Genomic DNA, 16,126 nt, shown 5'->3' on the forward strand with positions numbered 1-16,126 from the left:
GATGCCGCGACTCGCCACGCCGGCCGCTTGATCGCGGGCAAGCCCGCTCCCACACAGCGGATGCGGCCCGCGCGTAATCCAAGATTTCTTGATCTTTAAAATAAAAAGATAGCTGCTTGCGCACACTGCAAAAGGGTTTCAGATATAAATCGATATGAAACCGGCTTTCACAGGGCGTCAGCAGCTATCTTTTTTATGAAAGCGCTTCCTCAGCGCCCCGCCAGCAGCCCCGAAATCCGCCGGGCCGCCTGCAGCAGCGGCGGCAGGATGTCGGTCTGCATGGCGCGCGCGTTGGTGCGGTTGGCCTGGCCGCTGACGTTGATGGCGGCCAGCACCTGGCCGGCGCGGCCGGTGATGGGCGCGGCCACCGAGATCAGGCCTTCTTCCAGCTCCTGGTCTACCAGCGCCCAGCCCTGCGCGCGCACCTGCGCGATCACGGCCATGAGCGCCGTCAGGTCGGTGATCGTGCGGCGCGTGTGCGCGGCGATGGGGCTGGCCTGCAGCAGGGCCCGCGCCTCGCCCTCGGGCAGCGCGGCCAGCAGCACGCGGCCCATCGAGGTGCACCAGGCCGGCAGGCGCGAGCCGGGCACCAGGCTCACGCTCATGATCTTGTGCGTGGCCACGCGCTGCACGTAAACCACGTCGGTGCCTTCCAGCACGGCGATGGAGCTGGACTCCTGCACCTGGGTCGACAGGTCCTCCATCACCGGCTCGGCCAGGTTCCAGATCGGCATCGACGACAGGTAGGCAAAGCCCAGGTCCAGGATGCGCGGCGTCAGGCGGAACAGTTTGCCGTCGCTGTGCACATAGCCCAGCGTTTGCAGCGTGAGCAGGATGCGCCGCGCACCCGCACGCGTGAGGCCGGTGCGCGCGGCCACTTCCGACAGCGTCTGCTGCGGCGCGCTGGCGTTGAAGGAGCGGATCACCTCCAGCCCGCGCGCGAAGGACTGCACGTAGCTGTCGCCGGGGCGCGGCGCCTCCGTCGCGGGCGCGACAGCGTGCGCCGGGTGGCCGGGGGATTCGGTGGGGTGGGCGGGCTTCACAAAAGGCCTCCAGACCTCTACAATTCATTCATTATACGAACAAGTGTTCGTAATAAGAACAAATTTCGAGATCGAGTTTGCCTTGGCCGGCGTGGATGCCGGCGCAGCTCGATCGTCCGACGTGTTTCGGCGGGCGCGCTGGGCATCTGCCAGCGCACCGCCTGTCCCAGGAGACCTTTCCATGATCAACAAGATCGCCGCCTCGGTGGCCGAGGCACTGGCCGATGTCAAGGATGGCTCGACCGTGCTCGTCGGCGGTTTCGGCACCGCCGGCCTGCCCAACGAACTGGTCGACGGCCTGATCGAACAGGGCGCCACCGACCTCACCATCGTCTGCAACAACGCCGGCAACGGCGACCACGGCATCGCCGCGCTGCTCAAGGCCGGGCGCGTGCGTAAGGTCATCTGCAGCTTTCCGCGCCAGGCCGACAGCTACGTGTTCGACGAGCTGTACCGTGCCAAAAAAGTGGAGTTGGAACTGGTGCCGCAGGGCAACCTGGCCGAGCGCATGCGCGCTGCCGGCGCCGGCGTGGGTGCCTTCTTCACGCCCACCGGCTACGGCACCGAACTGGCGCTGAACGCCGACGGCAGCCCCAAGGAAACGCGCCGCATCAACGGCCGCGACTACGTGCTCGAGTACCCCATCCACGGCGACGTGGCGCTGGTCAAGGCCGAGCGCGGCGACCGCTGGGGCAACCTGAATTACCGCATGGCCGCGCGCAACTTCGGCCCCGTGGTGGCCATGGCGGCCCAATTCACCGTGGCCAGCGTGCACGAGGTGGTGGAGCTGGGCCAGCTGGACCCCGAGAGCGTCGTCACGCCCGGCATCTTCGTCAGCAAGATCGTCAAGGTGCCGCGCCAGGCGACGATGGCGGGCGGCTTCAAGGCCGCGGCCTGATCGGCATCCGGCGCAAGGAGAACAAGCGTGAAAAGCTATCAGAAACGAAGCAAAGACGAGCTGGCCCGGCGCGTGGCGCAGGACATCGAAGACGGCTCGTACGTCAACCTCGGCATTGGCCAGCCCACCCTGGTCGCCAACCACATCCCTGAAGGGCGCGAGGTCATCCTGCACAGCGAGAACGGCATCCTGGGCATGGGCCCGGCGCCGGCGGCGGGCAGCGAGGACTACGACCTCATCAACGCCGGCAAGCAGCCCGTCACGCTGCTGCCGGGCGGCGTGTTCTTTCACCACGCCGACAGCTTTGCCATGATGCGCGGCGGCCACCTGGACGTGTGCGTGCTGGGCGCGTTTCAGGTCTCGGTCACGGGTGACCTGGCCAACTGGAGCACCGGCGAGCCCGGTGCCATCCCCGCGGTGGGCGGCGCCATGGACCTGGCCGTGGGCGCCCGGCAGACCTGGGTGATGATGGACCTGCTGACCAAGAAGGGCGAGAGCAAGATCGTCGCCCAGTGCACCTACCCGCTGACGGCCATCGCCTGCGTCAAGCGCATTTACACTGATTTGGCGACCTTCGAATGCACGCCGCAGGGGCTGCGCCTGATCGATGCCGTGGACGGCCTGCCGTTCGACGAACTGCAGCGCCTGGTCGGCCAGCCCATCGCCCGGTAAACCGTTTTTTCTTCAGGAGACACCATGAAACAAGCCTTCATCGTCGACGCCATCCGCACGCCCATCGGGCGTTACGGCGGCGCCCTCAGCAGCGTGCGCACCGACGACCTGGGCGCCGTCCCGCTCAAGGCGCTGATAGCACGCAACCCCAAGGTCGACTGGGGTGCGCTCACCGACGTGCTCTACGGCTGCGCCAACCAGGCCGGCGAGGACAACCGCAACGTGGCCCACATGAGCAGCCTGCTGGCCGGCCTGCCGGTGGAAGTGCCGGGCGCCACCATCAACCGCCTGTGCGGCTCCGGTCTGGATGCCCTGGGCACCGCAGCGCGCGCCATCAAAGCGGAAGAAGCTACTCTGATGATAGCGGGCGGCGTGGAGAGCATGAGCCGCGCCCCCTTCGTGATGCCCAAAGCCGAAAGCGCCTTCAGCCGCGCCAACGCTGTGTACGACACCACCATCGGCTGGCGCTTCATCAACAAGCTGATGAAGGAAAAGTACGGCGTCGACTCGATGCCCGAGACGGCCGAGAACGTGGCCGTGGATTACAAGATCGAGCGTGAGGCGCAAGACAGGATGGCCCTGTCCAGCCAGCTCAAGGCCGTGGCGGCGCAGAAGGCCGGCCACCTGGCGCGCGAGATCACGCCGGTGACGATTCCGCAGCGCAAGGGTGATCCGGTGGTGGTCGACACCGACGAGCACCCGCGCGAGACCAGCCTGGAAAAGCTGGCCTCGCTCAAGGGCGTGGTCAAGCCCGATGGCACGGTGACGGCCGGCAACGCCAGCGGCGTGAACGACGGCTCGTGCGCGCTGCTGCTGGCCGACGAGGCCACCGCCGGCAAGTACGGCCTGACGCCGAAGGCGCGCGTGGTCGGCATGGCCACCGCCGGCGTGCCGCCGCGCGTGATGGGCATCGGCCCCGCGCCTGCCACCGAGAAGGTGCTGCAGCTGACCGGCCTCAAGCTCGATCAGATCGACGTCATCGAACTCAACGAAGCCTTTGCCGCGCAAGGCCTGGCCGTGTTGCGCATGCTGGGTCTGAAGGACGACGACGAGCGCGTCAACGCCTGGGGCGGCGCCATCGCACTGGGCCACCCGCTGGGTGCCAGCGGCGCCCGCCTGGCCACCACGGCGGTCAACCGTCTGCACGCCACGGGCGGCCGCTATGCGCTGTGCACCATGTGCATCGGCGTGGGGCAGGGTATCGCGCTGATTCTGGAAAAGGTCTGATCGCCGGATGACGACACCCGAGCGCGTGCTCATCACCGGCGGCGCCAGCGGCATCGGCGCGGCCACGGCCGCGCGCTGCCGCGCCGAGGGCTGGGAGCCGGTCATCATTGATCGCGTGGGCAACGGCATTCGTGCCGACCTGTCCAGCCCCGACGACACCGCCCGCGCACTGGCCGAGGCCTTGGCCGGCGGCCCCATCACGCGCCTCGTTAACAACGTCGGTGTGGTGGTGCCCAATGATGCCGAGCACCAGACGCTGGCCGAGTTCGACCTCGCGCTGTCGCTCAACCTGCGCTGTGCCTTCCAGTGCATGCAGGCGTTGCTTCCGGGCATGAAGGCGGCGGGCTTTGGGCGCATTGTCAACATGTCCTCGCGCGCCGCGCTGGGCAAGGAACTGCGCACCGCCTACAGCGCCACCAAGGCCGGCCTGATCGGCATGACCCGCGTATGGGCGCTGGAGTTGGGCGCGCACGGCATCACCGCCAACGCCATCGGCCCGGGGCCGATCCGCACCGAACTGTTCGACAAGGCCAACCCGCCCGGCGCGCCGCGCACGCAGGCCATCATCGATGCCGTGCCCGTGAAGCGCGTGGGCACGCCCGAGGACGTGGCGCACGCCGCGGCCTTCCTGCTCGACGCACGCAGCGGCTTCGTCACCGGGCAGGTGCTGTACGTGTGCGGCGGCATGACCGTGGGCGTGGCCGGTGTTTGAGAAATTTGCTCACTTATGAATAGCTTCCAGCGCCCGACCCATAAGCGCTGGAGCCTGTTTTGGCTTGAAATTTTTTCGTCGCAACCGCTGAACCTGAAAGGAACCGACATGACCTCCACCAACTTCCCCCGCCGCCGCGCACTGGCCGTGGCCGCCACCCTGGCTGTGGCCGCCACACTGCCCGGCATGGCGCTGGCCCAGGCCTACCCCACCAAGGCCATCACCATGGTCGTGCCGTTCTCGGCCGGCGGCACCACCGACATCCTGGCGCGCATCGTCGGCAAGGCGCTGGAGGGCGAACTGGGCCAGCCCGTGGTGATCGACAACAAGGCCGGCGCCGGCGGCAACATCGGCGCGCAGCAGGCCGCCCGCGCCAAGCCCGACGGCTACACGCTGTTCATGGGCACGGTGGGCACGCACGGCATCAACGAGTCGCTCTACAGGAAGCTGCCCTACAGCCCGCTGGGCGACTTCCAGCCCATCACGCGCGTGGCCATGGTGCCCAACCTGCTGGTGGCGCACCCCTCGCGCCCCTACAAGACGGTGAAGGAGCTGATCGACTACGCGCAGAAGAACCCGGGCAAGGTGAACTACGCCTCATCGGGCAGCGGCACCTCGATCCACCTGTCGGGCGAGCTGTTCAAGAGCATGGCCAAGGTGGACATGATGCACGTGCCCTACAAGGGCAGCGCACCCGCCGTGGCCGACCTGCTGGGCGGCCAGACCGACATCATGTTCGACAACATGCCCTCGGCCTTCCAGCACGTGAAGGCGGGCAAGCTGCGCGCCATCGCCGTCACCACCGACAAGCGCTACCCCGAACTGCCCGACGTGCCCACCATCGCCGAAGCCGGCGTGCCGGGCTACAACGCCACCTCGTGGTTCGGCCTGTTCACCAACCGCAAGGTGCCGGCCGACGTGCTGGCCAAGCTGAACGACGCCATGGTGAAGATCCTGGCCAAGCCCGAAGTGATCAAGCAGATGGCCGAGCAGGGCGCCGTGGCGCACCCTGAGAAGCCGGCCGAGTTCGAGGCCTTCATCAAGGCCGAGACCGCCAAGTGGGGCCCGGTGGTCAAGCAGTCGGGCGCCACGGTCGACTGAGGCGGCGCGCGGGCGGGGCGCTCAGCCGTTGCGCCAGTCGGGCAGCCGCCAGTCGAACTTCAGCGCCAGCAGGCGCAGGCCCGTGGTGGTGGCGATGCTGGCCAGCGCCACCACCCAGCCGGCCCAGTCCAGCCATTCGCCGAAGATGTACATCCAGCCGCCCATGAAGCCGCACACGGCGTAGGGGCGGTGGTCGGCAAAGGCGGTGGGCATCTCGTTGCAGGCGATGTCGCGCATCACGCCGCCGAACACGCCGGTCACCACGCCCATCATCACCGCCACCACCACCGGCAGCTGCGCCACCAGCGCCGACTGCACGCCGCTGGCCACGAACAGGCCCAGCCCCAGCGCGTCGGCCAGCTGGATGGCCTTGTCGCCCACGTGCAGGCGGCCCAGCCGCAGCAGCACCAGTGACACCGCGCACAGGGCGATCACCAGCCACAGCATCTCGACCTCGGCCACCCAGAAGAAGGGGCGGCGGTCCAGCAGCACGTCGCGCAGCGTGCCGCCGCCGAAGGCGGCCAGAAAGCCCAGCACCGAGATGCCGAAAATGTCCATGCGCTTGCGCACGCCGGCCAGGATGCCCGACAGCGCGAAGGCCACCGTGCCGATCACTTCCACGGTGTAGCGCGCCGTGGGCCCCCAGGTCGAGAAGTCGTACATGCGGCAGATTATCGGCCCGGTGCGCCGCCGGCCGGCCCGCGCCCGGCAGCGCGGGCCCCGTTAAAGTGCCCGCTTTCACACGATGCCGCAGGCGTTGGCATGCATCCGGTTTGCTTCTATATTGATAGCTTGCAGCGTTTGATGGATAAGCGTTTCAGCGCGATTTGATCATGAACCCCATCACCGACTGGACGTTCTACGCCGTGGCCGTGCCAGCGGTGCTGCTGCTGGGCATCAGCAAGAGCGGCTTTGGCGCCGGCTTCGGCTCGCTGGCGGTACCGATGATGGCGCTGGTGGTCACAGTGCCGCAGGCCGCGGCCATCCTGATGCCGGTGCTGCTGGTGATGGACCTGCTGGGCATCGCCGCCTTCCGCAAGGATTTCGACCGCCGGCTGCTGGCGTTCCTGCTGCCCTGGGGCTTGCTGGGCATCGTGGTCGGCACGCTGTCATTCCGCCTGCTGCAGCCGCAGTGGGTGGCGGGCATCGTGGGCGTGTTCACGCTGCTGTTTCTGGCGCAGCGGCTGCTGTTTCCGCCGCGGGCCGACGGCGCGCCACCGCCGCGTTGGGTGGGTGCGCTGCTGACGGCCACCTCGGGCTTCACCAGCTTTGTGGCGCACGCGGGCGGGCCGCCCATCAATGCCTACGTGATTCCGCTGCGGCTGTCGCCGGTGGTGTTCACCGGCACCATGGCGTTCTTCTTCTTCGTCATCAACCTGGCCAAGTGGCTGCCCTACGCCTGGCTGGGCCTGCTGGACTGGCGCAACCTGGCCACCTCGCTGGTGCTGTTGCCGCTGGCGCCGCTGGGCGTGTGGATCGGCGTGCGCATCGCGCGGCGCATCGACCAGAAGCTGTTCTACCGCTTCATCTACGCGGGCATGCTGCTGACGGGGCTGAAGCTGGTGTGGGATGCGCTGGCGCTCTGAGTTGCTACCATAAAAATAGCTGCTTGCGCTTGCTGTGTAAGCGCTGGAGGCCGATTTTGCTCATATTTCGTGCGTCACCGCAGGCGGTCATGCACACCCGGTAACATCGGTGCCCGACACAACGCAGCTTGAAAGGATGACGTCATGCCGGTGGTGGTGATCGCGAACCCCAAGGGCGGCGTGGGCAAGTCCACGCTGGCCACCAACGTGGCGGGTTACTACGCCAGCCGCGGCCACGCCGTGATGCTGGGCGACGTCGATCGGCAGCAGTCGGCACGCCTGTGGCTGGGCCTGCGGCCCGAGGCCGCGCGCCCCATCAGCACCTGGGACGTGCAGCGCGACTTCATCGTGCGCCCGCCCAAGGGCACCACGCATGTCGTGCTCGACACGCCCGCCGGCCTGCACGGCAGCAAGCTGAAGGAGGTGCTGCGCATCGCCGACAAGGTGCTGGTGCCGCTGCAGCCCAGCATCTTCGACATCTACGCCACGCGCGAATTCGTCGACCACCTGGTGGAGGCCAAGGGCGCCGACAAGCGCGACATCGGCCTGGTCGGCATGCGGGTGGACGAGCGCACCATCGCCGCCGACCAGCTGCGCCAGTTCACCGAGGGGCTGGGCCTGCCGGTGCTGGCCACCCTGCGGCCGACGCAGAACTACGTCTATCTGGCGGCACGCGGGCTGACCATCTTCGACGTCGCGCCCGGCCGCGTGCAGCGCGACCTGGCGCAATGGCTGGGCATCTGCCAATGGCTCGAGCAGTGACATGACGCCAGTCACGCGGCGGACAGCCGTGCGCTGCCCGGCGCGCTAGATTGCGCGCATGAAAACCTTCGACACCCTCGACGAACTGGCGGCCCTGGCGGGCCAGGAAATCACCGTCACCGACTGGCACCAGGTGACGCAGCAGCACATCAACCAGTTTGCCGACGCCACCGGCGACCACCAGTGGATCCACGTCGATGCCGAACGCGCCAAGGCCGGGCCCTTCGGCGCCACCATCGCGCACGGCTACCTCACGCTGTCGCTGCTGGCCGGCTTCTTCGACCGCGCGCTCAAGGTGAAGAACGTGCGCATGGGCATCAACTACGGGCTGAACAAGGTGCGCTTCATGGCGCCGGTGCCGGTGAACAGCCGGCTGCGCGTGCGCATCGAGCTGATGGAGGCCACGCCCATCGAGGGCGGCATGCAGATGGCCTGGAAGTGCACCATCGAGCGCGAGGGCGAAGCCAAGCCGGTGTGCGTGGCCGAATCGCTGTCGCGCTCCTATACCTGAAGCGCGCCGCGCCAGGCGCTCAGGTGGCGCGCTGCCTGGCGGGCAGCAGGCCGTCGAACAGCGGCGCCAGGCGCTCGACGCGGCGCATGGCCTCGGGCTGGCCGAATTCGTCGGCCACGGCCTGGTAGATCTCGGCCCGCAGCAGCCACAGCTGCATCACGCTGCTGGCGCCGTCCAGGTGGGCGCGCACGCGGCGCGCCACGCGCAGCTCGCAATCCAGCACCTGCTCGCCCATCACGCGGCGAATGCGCGCCAGATCGGCCAGCGTGGCCGGGCGCGGCCCGGTGAAGCGCCGGCCGACGTTCAACGCGGCCTGGGCCAGGGGACGAAGGGTCTGCATCATGGTTGGGGTGGTCGCATGGGGCGGCCTTGTGGGCCGCATCAGGAAACTGGAAGCGGCAGGGTGGCGCCGACACGGGTGTGCTTTTCAGTGTAGCGGCGTGTTACAAAAGATCAACCGCGGCCGCACCGCGCTGCAGCCAAAAAAGCACGCTTGGGCGCATCAGCTGCCGGCAAAGCCGTTCTGCCGCCAGGCTTCGAAGACCACCACCGCCACCGCGTTGGACAGGTTCAGGCTGCGCTGGCCGGCGCGCATGGCCAGGCGCAGCTGCTGCGCCGGCGGCACGTGCGCGCGCACGGCGGGCGGCAGGCCGCGCGTTTCGGCACCGAACACCAGCCAGTCGCCAGGCTGAAACGCCACGTTGTGCACGGCGCGCGTGCCACGCGTGGTGAGGGCGAACAGGCGCGCGGGCGCGGGGCATTCGGCCGTGATGAAGGCCGGCCAGCCGGCATGGCGGCGCAGCGTGGCGTACTCGTGGTAATCGAGCCCGGCGCGGCGCAGGTGCTTGTCGTCCATCGAAAAGCCCAGCGGCTCGATCAGGTGCAGCGTGCAGCCGGTGTTGGCCGCCAGGCGGATGACGTTGCCGGTGTTGGGCGGAATCTCGGGCTCGACCAGGACGATGTGGAACATGGGGCGCGATTGTGCGCGCGGTTGCGTGGTGTTTTGTGCGCGGTGTCAGTTTCGCGCCGGCTCGTCGGTGCGGGCCAGCACCAGCACGGTCACCTGCGCCGCGCCTGCCGCCCGCAAGGCCGCGGCCGCTTCACGCACGCTGGCGCCGGTGGTCATCACGTCGTCGACCAGCACCACGCGGCGGCCCTGCAGCGCCTGCGCGCGCAAGGGATCGACCTGGAACGCCCCGCGCACATTCTTCAGCCGCTGCGCGCGTGGCAGGCTGCGTTGCGGCGGCGTGTCGCGCGTGCGCAGCAACAGGTCGGCCCGCGTGCGGCTGCGCGCCAGGCGCCGCGCCAGCAGCAGCGCCGGGTTGTAGCCGCGCTGGCCCAGGCGCGCGGCAGACATCGGCATGGGGAGCACGTGCTCGGCGGCGTCGAGCGCATCGCGCACGCCGGGTGCGGCCAGCATCAGCCGCGCGAAGGGGCGGGTCAGACCCACGTCGCCCTCGAACTTCCAGTGACCCAGGCACATCGACCATGGCCAGGCGTAGGGCAGGGCGGCGAGGCACTGCGCCATGGGTGGCGGATCGCGCAGGCAGGCACCGCAGATGGGCACTCCCGGCGGCACGGGCAGCGCGCAGGTGGTGCAGCGCGGCACCATCGGCGCGAACCGTGTCACGCAGTCCGCGCACAGCGTGCTGGCCGGCCAGGCGCGGCACACCATGCACTGGCTGGGCCAGTGCGCCGCAGCTTGGTGCGGCCCAGAGGGGCGGTTCAGCAGGCGAGTGAACATGGGCTCGAACAAGCGATGGCGTGCGGGGCCCGGTAAATATACTGCCCGCTCATGGCCACCGACCGCAGCCACCTTCCGCCCAGCATCGACCCCGTGGCCGCCCGCCGCTGGGCCGGGCGCCCGCATGCCGCCTCGCCCTGGCTTCACGAGGAGGTGGCGCGCCGCATGGCCGAACGGCTGGGCGTGATCCGCCTGCCGGTGCAGGCCTGGGCGCACTGGGAGCCCGTGCGAGGTGGTCTGGCGGGGCACGATCTGGTGGCGGCGCATTACCCGGGTTCCAGGTGTTTTCGGGTGTTTGACGGCTTGCAGCAAGCGCCAGATGCTACAAAAAAAGAAGCAACCGGCTGGTGGCGCAAGCTGGTGGGGGCACGCGCCAGCGAAGAAGCCGTGGCGCGTCCGCCTGAGGCCTCGGTGCAACTGGTGTGGGCCAACATGCTGGCGCACCACGCGGCCGATCCGGCGGCGCTGCTGGCCGACTGGCACCGTGCGCTGGCGGTGGATGGCTTCGTGATGTTCTCCTGTCTCGGCCCGGACACGTTGAAGGAATTGCGTGGCCTGTACGCCCGCCTCGGCTGGCCGCCGCCGGCGCACGAATTCACCGACATGCACGATTGGGGCGACCAGCTGGTGGCGGCAGGCTTTGCCGAGCCGGTGATGGACATGGAACTCATCACGCTCACCTTCGCCTCGCCGCAGCGCCTGCTGGCCGAGCTGCGCGAGCTGGGCCGCAACCTGCACGTCGGCCGTTTTGGTGCCCTGCGCTCGCATGGCTGGCGCCAGCGGCTGGAGGCCGCGATGGACGAGCAACTGCGGGCGCCGGGCAGCGGCGAGCCGCTGTCGCTGAGCTTCGAGGTCATCTACGGCCACGCCGTGAAAGCGCCACCCAGGCACAGCGTGAAAGACGAAACCGCGATCGGACTCGACGAAATGCGGGCAACGTTGCGGCAACGCAATAGGAATCAGCGCTCTCTTTGAGGTTTATCAAAGACCTTCGCCCACTCGGGTAAACTGCCCCCCACTTGCGCGAGGCGTTGGTGCTTAGCGTAAATCCGGAGGGTGTTGCCTTGCAGGAAGCGTCAGCATATCGGCTGGCCCGCGTCAGCGATCAAGCGGTGGCGTGGCACCTCAGGCGCAACTGCAGTGTCACGCCGCGCCAGCTGGGCGGCATCTATGCAGGCCTGTGCCTGATGTCGCTCGGCATCGCGATCGGCTTCTGGTGGCTGGGCGCCAAGCTGGTGCTGGGGTTCGCAGGGCTGGAACTGCTGGCGGTCGGCGCCGCGTTTCTGGCCTATGCACGGCACGCGGCCGATGGCGAGACGGTATCGCTGCAAGGCGGCCGTCTGGTGGTGGAGAGGGAATACGCCGGCAGGCGTGAGAAGGTGGAGTTCGGCTGTGCGCATGTCCGCATCGCGCCGCTGACGAGCGAGCAGAACCTGATCGAGGTGATGGCGCACGGACAGCGGCTGGACATCGGGCGTCACGTGCGGCCGGAGTGGCGGCCAGTGCTGGCCGGGGAGATGCGCAGGGCCTTGGATGCGGCAGGTTCGCAACCACTGCGCTGATCGGGAAGTGAATATGGTTGAGGCGGTAAACAACGTGGGCACGATGAAAAGCATTGCAAACAAGCTGTCCGGCGTGCCGGGCCAGGTGGCCATCTGGAGTGCGGCGTGGATGGCTTCCACCGCGGCACACGCGGCCCGGGTGAACGATCTTCCGGGCGGGCCGGCGGTCAATCAGCTCAACCTTCATCCGCCGGTCACCAAGATCGCCGAAGCGCAGCACGGCCTGCACTGGATGCTGCTGATCATCTGCACCGTCATCTTCATCCTGGTCTTCGGGGTGATGTTCTATTCCATCTGGAAGCACCGCAAGTCGCAGGGTGCCAAGGCGGCCACCTTCCACGAATCGGTCGCGGTCGAGGTGGCCTGGACCGTGGTGCCGTTCCTGATCGTCATCGGCATGGCGCTGCCGGCCACCAAGGTGGTGGTGGCGCAGAAGGACACCACCAACGCCGATCTCACCATCAAGGCCACGGGCTACCAGTGGAAGTGGGGCTACGACTACATCAACGGCGAGGGCGCGGGCATCGGCTTTTTGTCCACACTGGATTCGTCGCAGCGCGCGCTGTCGGACGCCGGCATGCCCCAGGGCGACGACTACCTGCTGCGCGTCGACAACCCGCTGGTGGTGCCGGTCGGCAAGAAGATCCGCATCATCACCACGGCCAACGACGTGATCCACGCCTGGATGGTGCCGGCCTTCGGCGTCAAGCAGGACGCGATTCCGGGCTTCGTGCGCGACACCTGGTTCCGCGCCGAGCAGACCGGCGATTTCTACGGCCAGTGCGCCGAACTGTGCGGCAAGGAACACGCCTACATGCCCATCCACGTGAAGGTGCTGCCGCAGAATGAATACACCGCCTGGGTCGAGGAGCAGAACAAGCGCATGGCCGCGCTGGCCGACGACCCCAACAAGGTCTGGACCCTGCCTGAACTGGTCGCGAGGGGCCAGAAGGTGTATGCCGCCAACTGCGCTGCCTGCCACCTGGAAAACGGCAAGGGCGGCGGTGCCATCAAGCCGTTGGACGGCAGCCAGGTCGTGCTGCACGATCCTGCCGAGCAGATGCGCGTGCTGCTGAACGGCCGCCTGAACGGCGCCATGCCGTCGTGGAAGCAGCTGTCCGACGTCGAGCTGGCAGCGGTGGCCACCTACAGCAAGAACCACTGGACCAACCAGACCGGCAAGATGATCCAGCCGTCGGACTTCGCTGCGGCGCGCGCCGGCAAGTTCCCCGAAGGTGGCGGCACGGCGGCGACCGCGGCACCGGCGGCTGCGCCGGCTGCCTCGGCACCCACGACGGCGGCAGCGGCGCCCGCCGGCATGCCGTTCCAGGTGTTCTTCGCCACCGGCGAGAGCGCTCTCGACGGCGAGGCCAGCACCACGTTGAAGGCCGCGGTCGATTATCTGCAGGCCCATCCTGAAGTGAAGGTGGCGCTGTCCGGCTTCGTCGACTCGACCGGCAACGCGGACGTCAATGCCGAACTCGCCAAGAACCGTGCCCAGGCCGTGCGCGATGCGCTGCAGGCCGGCGGCATTGCGGCCGAGCGCATCGAGCTGCGCAAGCCCGAAGTGATCACCGCCGGCCAGGGCTCCGACCAGGCCGCCCGCCGCGTCGACATCGGCGCCGCCGGCTGAAGCCGCCCACCAAGTTCAGAGATTTATCCGGAGAGTCCTCCATGAGCGCCGTTCTTCCCACCCCCCACACCGGTCACGCCGACCACGCGCACGACGACCACCATCACCACGCGCCGACCGGCTGGCGCCGCTGGGTGTTCGCCACCAACCACAAGGACATCGGCACGCTGTACCTGCTGTTCTCGTTCACCATGTTGATGATCGGCGGCGTGCTGGCCCTGCTGATCCGGGCCGAGCTGTTCCAGCCCGGCCTGCAGCTGGTCAACCCCGAGCTGTTCAACCAGCTCACCACCATGCACGGGCTGATCATGGTGTTCGGCGCCATCATGCCGGCCTTCGTGGGCTTCGCCAACTGGATGATTCCGCTGCAGATCGGCGCCAGCGACATGGCCTTCGCGCGCATGAACAACTTCAGCTTCTGGCTGCTGATCCCGGCCGGCATCATGCTGGTGGGCTCGTTCTTCATGCCCGGTGGCGCGCCGGCCGCGGGCTGGACGCTGTACGCCCCGCTGACGCTGCAGATGGGCCTGTCGATGGACACCAGCATCTTCGCCATGCACATCATGGGCGCCAGCTCCATCATGGGCGCCATCAACATCATCGTCACCATCCTGAACATGCGCGCCCCCGGCATGACGCTGATGAAGATGCCCATGTTCTGCTGGACCTGGCTGATCACGGCCTATCTGCTGATCGCCGTCATGCCCGTGCTGGCCGGCGCCATCACCATGACGCTGACCGACCGCCACTTCGGCACCAGCTTCTTCAACCCCGCCGGCGGTGGCGACCCGATCATGTACCAGCACATCTTCTGGTTCTTCGGCCACCCCGAGGTCTACATCATGATCCTGCCGGCCTTCGGCATCATCAGCCAAGTGGTGCCGGCGTTCGCGCGCAAGAAGCTGTTCGGCTACGCCTCCATGGTGTATGCGGTGGCGGCCATCGCCATCCTGTCGTTCATCGTCTGGGCGCACCACATGTTCACCACCGGCATGCCGGTGACGGGCCAGCTGTTCTTCATGTACGCCACCATGCTGATCGCCGTGCCGACGGCCGTGAAGATCTTCAACTGGATCGCCACCATGTGGCGCGGCTCGATGACCTTCGAGACCCCGATGCTGTTCGCCGTTGGCTTCATCTTCGTGTTCGCCATCGGCGGCTTCACCGGCGTGATCCCTGCCGTGGCCCCGATCGACACCCAGATCCAGGACACCTACTACATCGTCGCCCACTTCCACTACGTGCTGGTGGCCGGCTCGCTGTTCGCGCTGTTCTCCGGTTTCTACTACTGGGCGCCCAAGTGGACCGGCGTGATGTACAACGAAGCGCGCGGCAAGATCCACTTCTGGTGGTCGATGATCGCGTTCAACGTGACCTTCTTCCCGATGCACTTCCTGGGCCTGGCGGGCATGCCGCGCCGTTACGCCGACTACCCCATGCAGTTCGCCGACTTCAACATGATCGCGTCGATCGGCTCGTTCTTCTTCGGCTTCGCGCAGGTGTATTTCTTCCTGTTCGTGGTGCTGCCCGCCATGCGCGGCCAGGGCCAGCCGGCGCCCCAGCGCCCGTGGGAAGGCGCCGAGGGCCTGGAATGGGAAGTGCCGTCGCCGGCGCCCTTCCATACCTACGAGAACCCGCCCAAGCTGGACGCCACGGCGACCCGCGTGATCGGCTGATGTGGTTCATGGTGCCAAGACGATGACCACTTCGGAACAACGCAAGCGCAACGTCCGTCTGGGGCTGATCCTGGGGTCGGTGGCGCTGGTGTTCTTCATCGGCTTCATCGTCCGCATGCTGGTGCTGGGCGGCTGAGGGGCAGGCGATGCGGTTGCGCACTGAAAACCTCAGGATGGTGGGCAAGCTCAGCGTGGTGGCGCTGGGCATGTTCGCCTTCGGCTACGCCATGATTCCGCTTTACCGCGCCATCTGCGAGGCCACCGGCATCAACATCCTGTCGTTGTCCGAGCGCCAGGTGCCCGGCGGCGGCAAGGCCGGCAAGGCGGCGCAGGTGCTGCTCAACAGCCAGGTCGACGAAAGCCGCACCATCACCGTCGAGTTCGATGCCAACGTGCGCGGGCCCTGGCACTTCAAGCCAGCGCAGCGGTCGATCCAGGTGCATCCGGGCGAACTGGCCACCGTGATGTACGAATTCCAGAACGTGCAGAACCGGCGCATGGCCGCGCAGGCCATTCCCAGCTATGCACCGCGCCAGGCCACGGCGCACTTCAACAAGCTGGAGTGCTTCTGCTTCAACCAGTACACGCTGGAGCCGGGCGAGAAGAAGGAGTGGCCGGTGGCGTTCGTGATCGATCCGCGCATCTCCAAGGATGTGACGACCATCACGCTGTCCTACACCTTCTTCGAGGTCGGCGGGCAGACGCCTGCGGCCCCCGAGACCCGTGCGGCCGCGACACCAGCTGGAGCCGGCGCATGACCGATCAGCGCCCCGCCGTGCCGACGCAGCCGCCCAGGAGTTCGTTCTGGCGTTCGATGCGCATCGTGGCCTGGGGCTTCCTGGGCATCCGCAAGCGCAGCGAATACCAGCAGGACCTGGCGCAGGTGAACCCGTTCCACATCGTCCTGGCGGGCATCGTGGGCGTGCTGTTGCTGGTGCTGCTGTTGCTGGGCATCGTCAACTGGGTGGTTTCCGGTGCCACGCCGGCGGTTTGAGAATT

20 protein-coding genes are annotated in these 16,126 nt (G+C 67.7%); 15 read left to right on the forward strand and 5 right to left on the reverse strand.

The window, feature by feature from the left end; translation table 11 throughout:
• Positions 1-209: 209 nt before the first annotated feature.
• Complete coding sequence (locus tag ACFSCU_RS08450) at positions 210-953, reverse strand: IclR family transcriptional regulator domain-containing protein (protein ID WP_308645773.1); 744 nt, start codon at positions 951-953, stop codon at positions 210-212.
• Positions 954-1,224: 271 nt separating this feature from the next.
• On the opposite strand from ACFSCU_RS08450, the gene ACFSCU_RS08455 reads away from it, so the two are divergent.
• The 5 genes from ACFSCU_RS08455 to ACFSCU_RS08475 all read left to right on the forward strand — a co-directional run bounded on the left by ACFSCU_RS08455 (position 1,225) and on the right by ACFSCU_RS08475 (position 5,653).
• Entirely contained in the window at positions 1,225-1,941 is a 717-nt protein-coding gene (locus tag ACFSCU_RS08455) for a 3-oxoacid CoA-transferase subunit A (RefSeq protein WP_333705306.1), read from the forward strand.
• Between the two features lie 27 nt (positions 1,942-1,968).
• The gene (locus ACFSCU_RS08460; protein ID WP_180549783.1) at positions 1,969-2,613 is read left to right on the forward strand and encodes a 3-oxoacid CoA-transferase subunit B; all 645 of its coding nucleotides are present in this window, start codon (positions 1,969-1,971) and stop codon (positions 2,611-2,613) included.
• Positions 2,614-2,637: 24 nt separating this feature from the next.
• Entirely contained in the window at positions 2,638-3,840 is a 1,203-nt protein-coding gene (pcaF, locus tag ACFSCU_RS08465) for a 3-oxoadipyl-CoA thiolase (protein WP_377560423.1), read from the forward strand.
• Between the two features lie 7 nt (positions 3,841-3,847).
• Entirely contained in the window at positions 3,848-4,552 is a 705-nt protein-coding gene (locus ACFSCU_RS08470; protein ID WP_180549782.1) for an SDR family NAD(P)-dependent oxidoreductase, read from the forward strand.
• A gap of 108 nt (positions 4,553-4,660) precedes the next feature.
• Complete coding sequence (locus ACFSCU_RS08475; protein WP_377560424.1) at positions 4,661-5,653, forward strand: Bug family tripartite tricarboxylate transporter substrate binding protein; 993 nt, start codon at positions 4,661-4,663, stop codon at positions 5,651-5,653.
• A gap of 21 nt (positions 5,654-5,674) precedes the next feature.
• Here the strand turns inward: ACFSCU_RS08475 and ACFSCU_RS08480 are convergent, their stop codons facing one another.
• Complete coding sequence (locus ACFSCU_RS08480; RefSeq protein ID WP_180549781.1) at positions 5,675-6,316, reverse strand: trimeric intracellular cation channel family protein; 642 nt, start codon at positions 6,314-6,316, stop codon at positions 5,675-5,677.
• A 170-nt stretch (positions 6,317-6,486) separates the two neighbouring features.
• On the opposite strand from ACFSCU_RS08480, the gene ACFSCU_RS08485 reads away from it, so the two are divergent.
• The 3 genes from ACFSCU_RS08485 to ACFSCU_RS08495 all read left to right on the forward strand — a co-directional run bounded on the left by ACFSCU_RS08485 (position 6,487) and on the right by ACFSCU_RS08495 (position 8,512).
• Positions 6,487-7,239 carry a sulfite exporter TauE/SafE family protein gene (locus ACFSCU_RS08485; protein ID WP_180549780.1) on the forward strand — a complete coding sequence of 251 codons (753 nt, stop codon included), beginning with the start codon at positions 6,487-6,489 and terminating at the stop codon, positions 7,237-7,239.
• 144 nt (positions 7,240-7,383) lie between these two features.
• Positions 7,384-8,001 (forward strand): ParA family protein, encoded by a 618-nt coding sequence (locus ACFSCU_RS08490; protein ID WP_180549779.1) that lies wholly within the window; start codon positions 7,384-7,386, stop codon positions 7,999-8,001.
• Positions 8,002-8,059: 58 nt separating this feature from the next.
• Positions 8,060-8,512, forward strand: coding sequence for a MaoC family dehydratase (locus ACFSCU_RS08495; RefSeq protein ID WP_180549778.1), 453 nt, complete (start codon positions 8,060-8,062; stop codon positions 8,510-8,512).
• A 19-nt stretch (positions 8,513-8,531) separates the two neighbouring features.
• Here the strand turns inward: ACFSCU_RS08495 and ACFSCU_RS08500 are convergent, their stop codons facing one another.
• From ACFSCU_RS08500 to ACFSCU_RS08510, 3 genes are all read right to left on the reverse strand, one after another.
• Positions 8,532-8,855 carry a hypothetical protein gene (locus tag ACFSCU_RS08500; RefSeq protein ID WP_180549777.1) on the reverse strand — a complete coding sequence of 108 codons (324 nt, stop codon included), beginning with the start codon at positions 8,853-8,855 and terminating at the stop codon, positions 8,532-8,534.
• Positions 8,856-9,014: 159 nt separating this feature from the next.
• Positions 9,015-9,482, reverse strand: a complete 468-nt coding sequence (gene trmL / locus ACFSCU_RS08505; RefSeq protein WP_180549776.1) for a tRNA (uridine(34)/cytosine(34)/5-carboxymethylaminomethyluridine(34)-2'-O)-methyltransferase TrmL — start codon at positions 9,480-9,482, stop codon at positions 9,015-9,017.
• A gap of 45 nt (positions 9,483-9,527) precedes the next feature.
• A complete protein-coding gene (locus ACFSCU_RS08510; RefSeq protein ID WP_180549775.1) occupies positions 9,528-10,256 on the reverse strand; it encodes a ComF family protein in 729 nt (242 codons plus the stop codon).
• A 51-nt stretch (positions 10,257-10,307) separates the two neighbouring features.
• Between ACFSCU_RS08510 and ACFSCU_RS08515 the strand changes: the two genes are divergently transcribed.
• From ACFSCU_RS08515 to ACFSCU_RS08545, 7 genes are all read left to right on the forward strand, one after another.
• Positions 10,308-11,231 (forward strand): biotin synthase, encoded by a 924-nt coding sequence (locus ACFSCU_RS08515; RefSeq protein ID WP_377560425.1) that lies wholly within the window; start codon positions 10,308-10,310, stop codon positions 11,229-11,231.
• Positions 11,232-11,320: 89 nt separating this feature from the next.
• Positions 11,321-11,818, forward strand: coding sequence for a DUF2244 domain-containing protein (locus ACFSCU_RS08520; protein WP_180551688.1), 498 nt, complete (start codon positions 11,321-11,323; stop codon positions 11,816-11,818).
• A 43-nt stretch (positions 11,819-11,861) separates the two neighbouring features.
• Positions 11,862-13,451, forward strand: a complete 1,590-nt coding sequence (coxB, locus tag ACFSCU_RS08525) for a cytochrome c oxidase subunit II (RefSeq protein ID WP_377560427.1) — start codon at positions 11,862-11,864, stop codon at positions 13,449-13,451.
• Between the two features lie 41 nt (positions 13,452-13,492).
• Positions 13,493-15,127 (forward strand): cytochrome c oxidase subunit I, encoded by a 1,635-nt coding sequence (gene ctaD, locus ACFSCU_RS08530; RefSeq protein WP_377560428.1) that lies wholly within the window; start codon positions 13,493-13,495, stop codon positions 15,125-15,127.
• Positions 15,128-15,149: 22 nt separating this feature from the next.
• Positions 15,150-15,263, forward strand: a complete 114-nt coding sequence (locus tag ACFSCU_RS08535) for a cytochrome oxidase small assembly protein (RefSeq protein ID WP_257645630.1) — start codon at positions 15,150-15,152, stop codon at positions 15,261-15,263.
• 10 nt (positions 15,264-15,273) lie between these two features.
• The gene (locus ACFSCU_RS08540) at positions 15,274-15,885 is read left to right on the forward strand and encodes a cytochrome c oxidase assembly protein (RefSeq protein ID WP_180549772.1); all 612 of its coding nucleotides are present in this window, start codon (positions 15,274-15,276) and stop codon (positions 15,883-15,885) included.
• Positions 15,882-16,121, forward strand: a complete 240-nt coding sequence (locus ACFSCU_RS08545; protein ID WP_180549771.1) for a DUF2970 domain-containing protein — start codon at positions 15,882-15,884, stop codon at positions 16,119-16,121. The genes ACFSCU_RS08540 and ACFSCU_RS08545 overlap by 4 nt, the downstream gene beginning before the upstream one ends.
• Positions 16,122-16,126 lie beyond the last annotated feature (5 nt).

It is taken from the genome of Ottowia beijingensis (assembly GCF_042680925.1).
In the GTDB taxonomy this organism is placed as follows: Bacteria; Pseudomonadota; Gammaproteobacteria; order Burkholderiales; family Burkholderiaceae_C; genus Ottowia; species Ottowia beijingensis.

What these genes read in the sequence shown, in the direction of transcription:
- ACFSCU_RS08545 (WP_180549771.1), top strand. Translation starts at nt 15,882, where the DNA reads ATGACCGATCAGCGCCCCGCCGTGCCGACGCAGCCGCCCAGGAGTTCG.
- coxB (WP_377560427.1), top strand. Translation starts at nt 11,862, where the DNA reads ATGAAAAGCATTGCAAACAAGCTGTCCGGCGTGCCGGGCCAGGTGGCC.
- ctaD (WP_377560428.1), top strand. Translation starts at nt 13,493, where the DNA reads ATGAGCGCCGTTCTTCCCACCCCCCACACCGGTCACGCCGACCACGCG.
- ACFSCU_RS08490 (WP_180549779.1), top strand. Translation starts at nt 7,384, where the DNA reads ATGCCGGTGGTGGTGATCGCGAACCCCAAGGGCGGCGTGGGCAAGTCC.
- pcaF (WP_377560423.1), top strand. Translation starts at nt 2,638, where the DNA reads ATGAAACAAGCCTTCATCGTCGACGCCATCCGCACGCCCATCGGGCGT.
- ACFSCU_RS08500 (WP_180549777.1), bottom strand. Translation starts at nt 8,855, where the DNA reads ATGATGCAGACCCTTCGTCCCCTGGCCCAGGCCGCGTTGAACGTCGGC.
- ACFSCU_RS08510 (WP_180549775.1), bottom strand. Translation starts at nt 10,256, where the DNA reads ATGTTCACTCGCCTGCTGAACCGCCCCTCTGGGCCGCACCAAGCTGCG.
- ACFSCU_RS08495 (WP_180549778.1), top strand. Translation starts at nt 8,060, where the DNA reads ATGAAAACCTTCGACACCCTCGACGAACTGGCGGCCCTGGCGGGCCAG.
- trmL (WP_180549776.1), bottom strand. Translation starts at nt 9,482, where the DNA reads ATGTTCCACATCGTCCTGGTCGAGCCCGAGATTCCGCCCAACACCGGC.
- ACFSCU_RS08480 (WP_180549781.1), bottom strand. Translation starts at nt 6,316, where the DNA reads ATGTACGACTTCTCGACCTGGGGGCCCACGGCGCGCTACACCGTGGAA.
- ACFSCU_RS08540 (WP_180549772.1), top strand. Translation starts at nt 15,274, where the DNA reads ATGCGGTTGCGCACTGAAAACCTCAGGATGGTGGGCAAGCTCAGCGTG.
- ACFSCU_RS08535 (WP_257645630.1), top strand. Translation starts at nt 15,150, where the DNA reads ATGACCACTTCGGAACAACGCAAGCGCAACGTCCGTCTGGGGCTGATC.
- ACFSCU_RS08515 (WP_377560425.1), top strand. Translation starts at nt 10,308, where the DNA reads ATGGCCACCGACCGCAGCCACCTTCCGCCCAGCATCGACCCCGTGGCC.
- ACFSCU_RS08455 (WP_333705306.1), top strand. Translation starts at nt 1,225, where the DNA reads ATGATCAACAAGATCGCCGCCTCGGTGGCCGAGGCACTGGCCGATGTC.
- ACFSCU_RS08470 (WP_180549782.1), top strand. Translation starts at nt 3,848, where the DNA reads ATGACGACACCCGAGCGCGTGCTCATCACCGGCGGCGCCAGCGGCATC.
- ACFSCU_RS08485 (WP_180549780.1), top strand. Translation starts at nt 6,487, where the DNA reads ATGAACCCCATCACCGACTGGACGTTCTACGCCGTGGCCGTGCCAGCG.
- ACFSCU_RS08475 (WP_377560424.1), top strand. Translation starts at nt 4,661, where the DNA reads ATGACCTCCACCAACTTCCCCCGCCGCCGCGCACTGGCCGTGGCCGCC.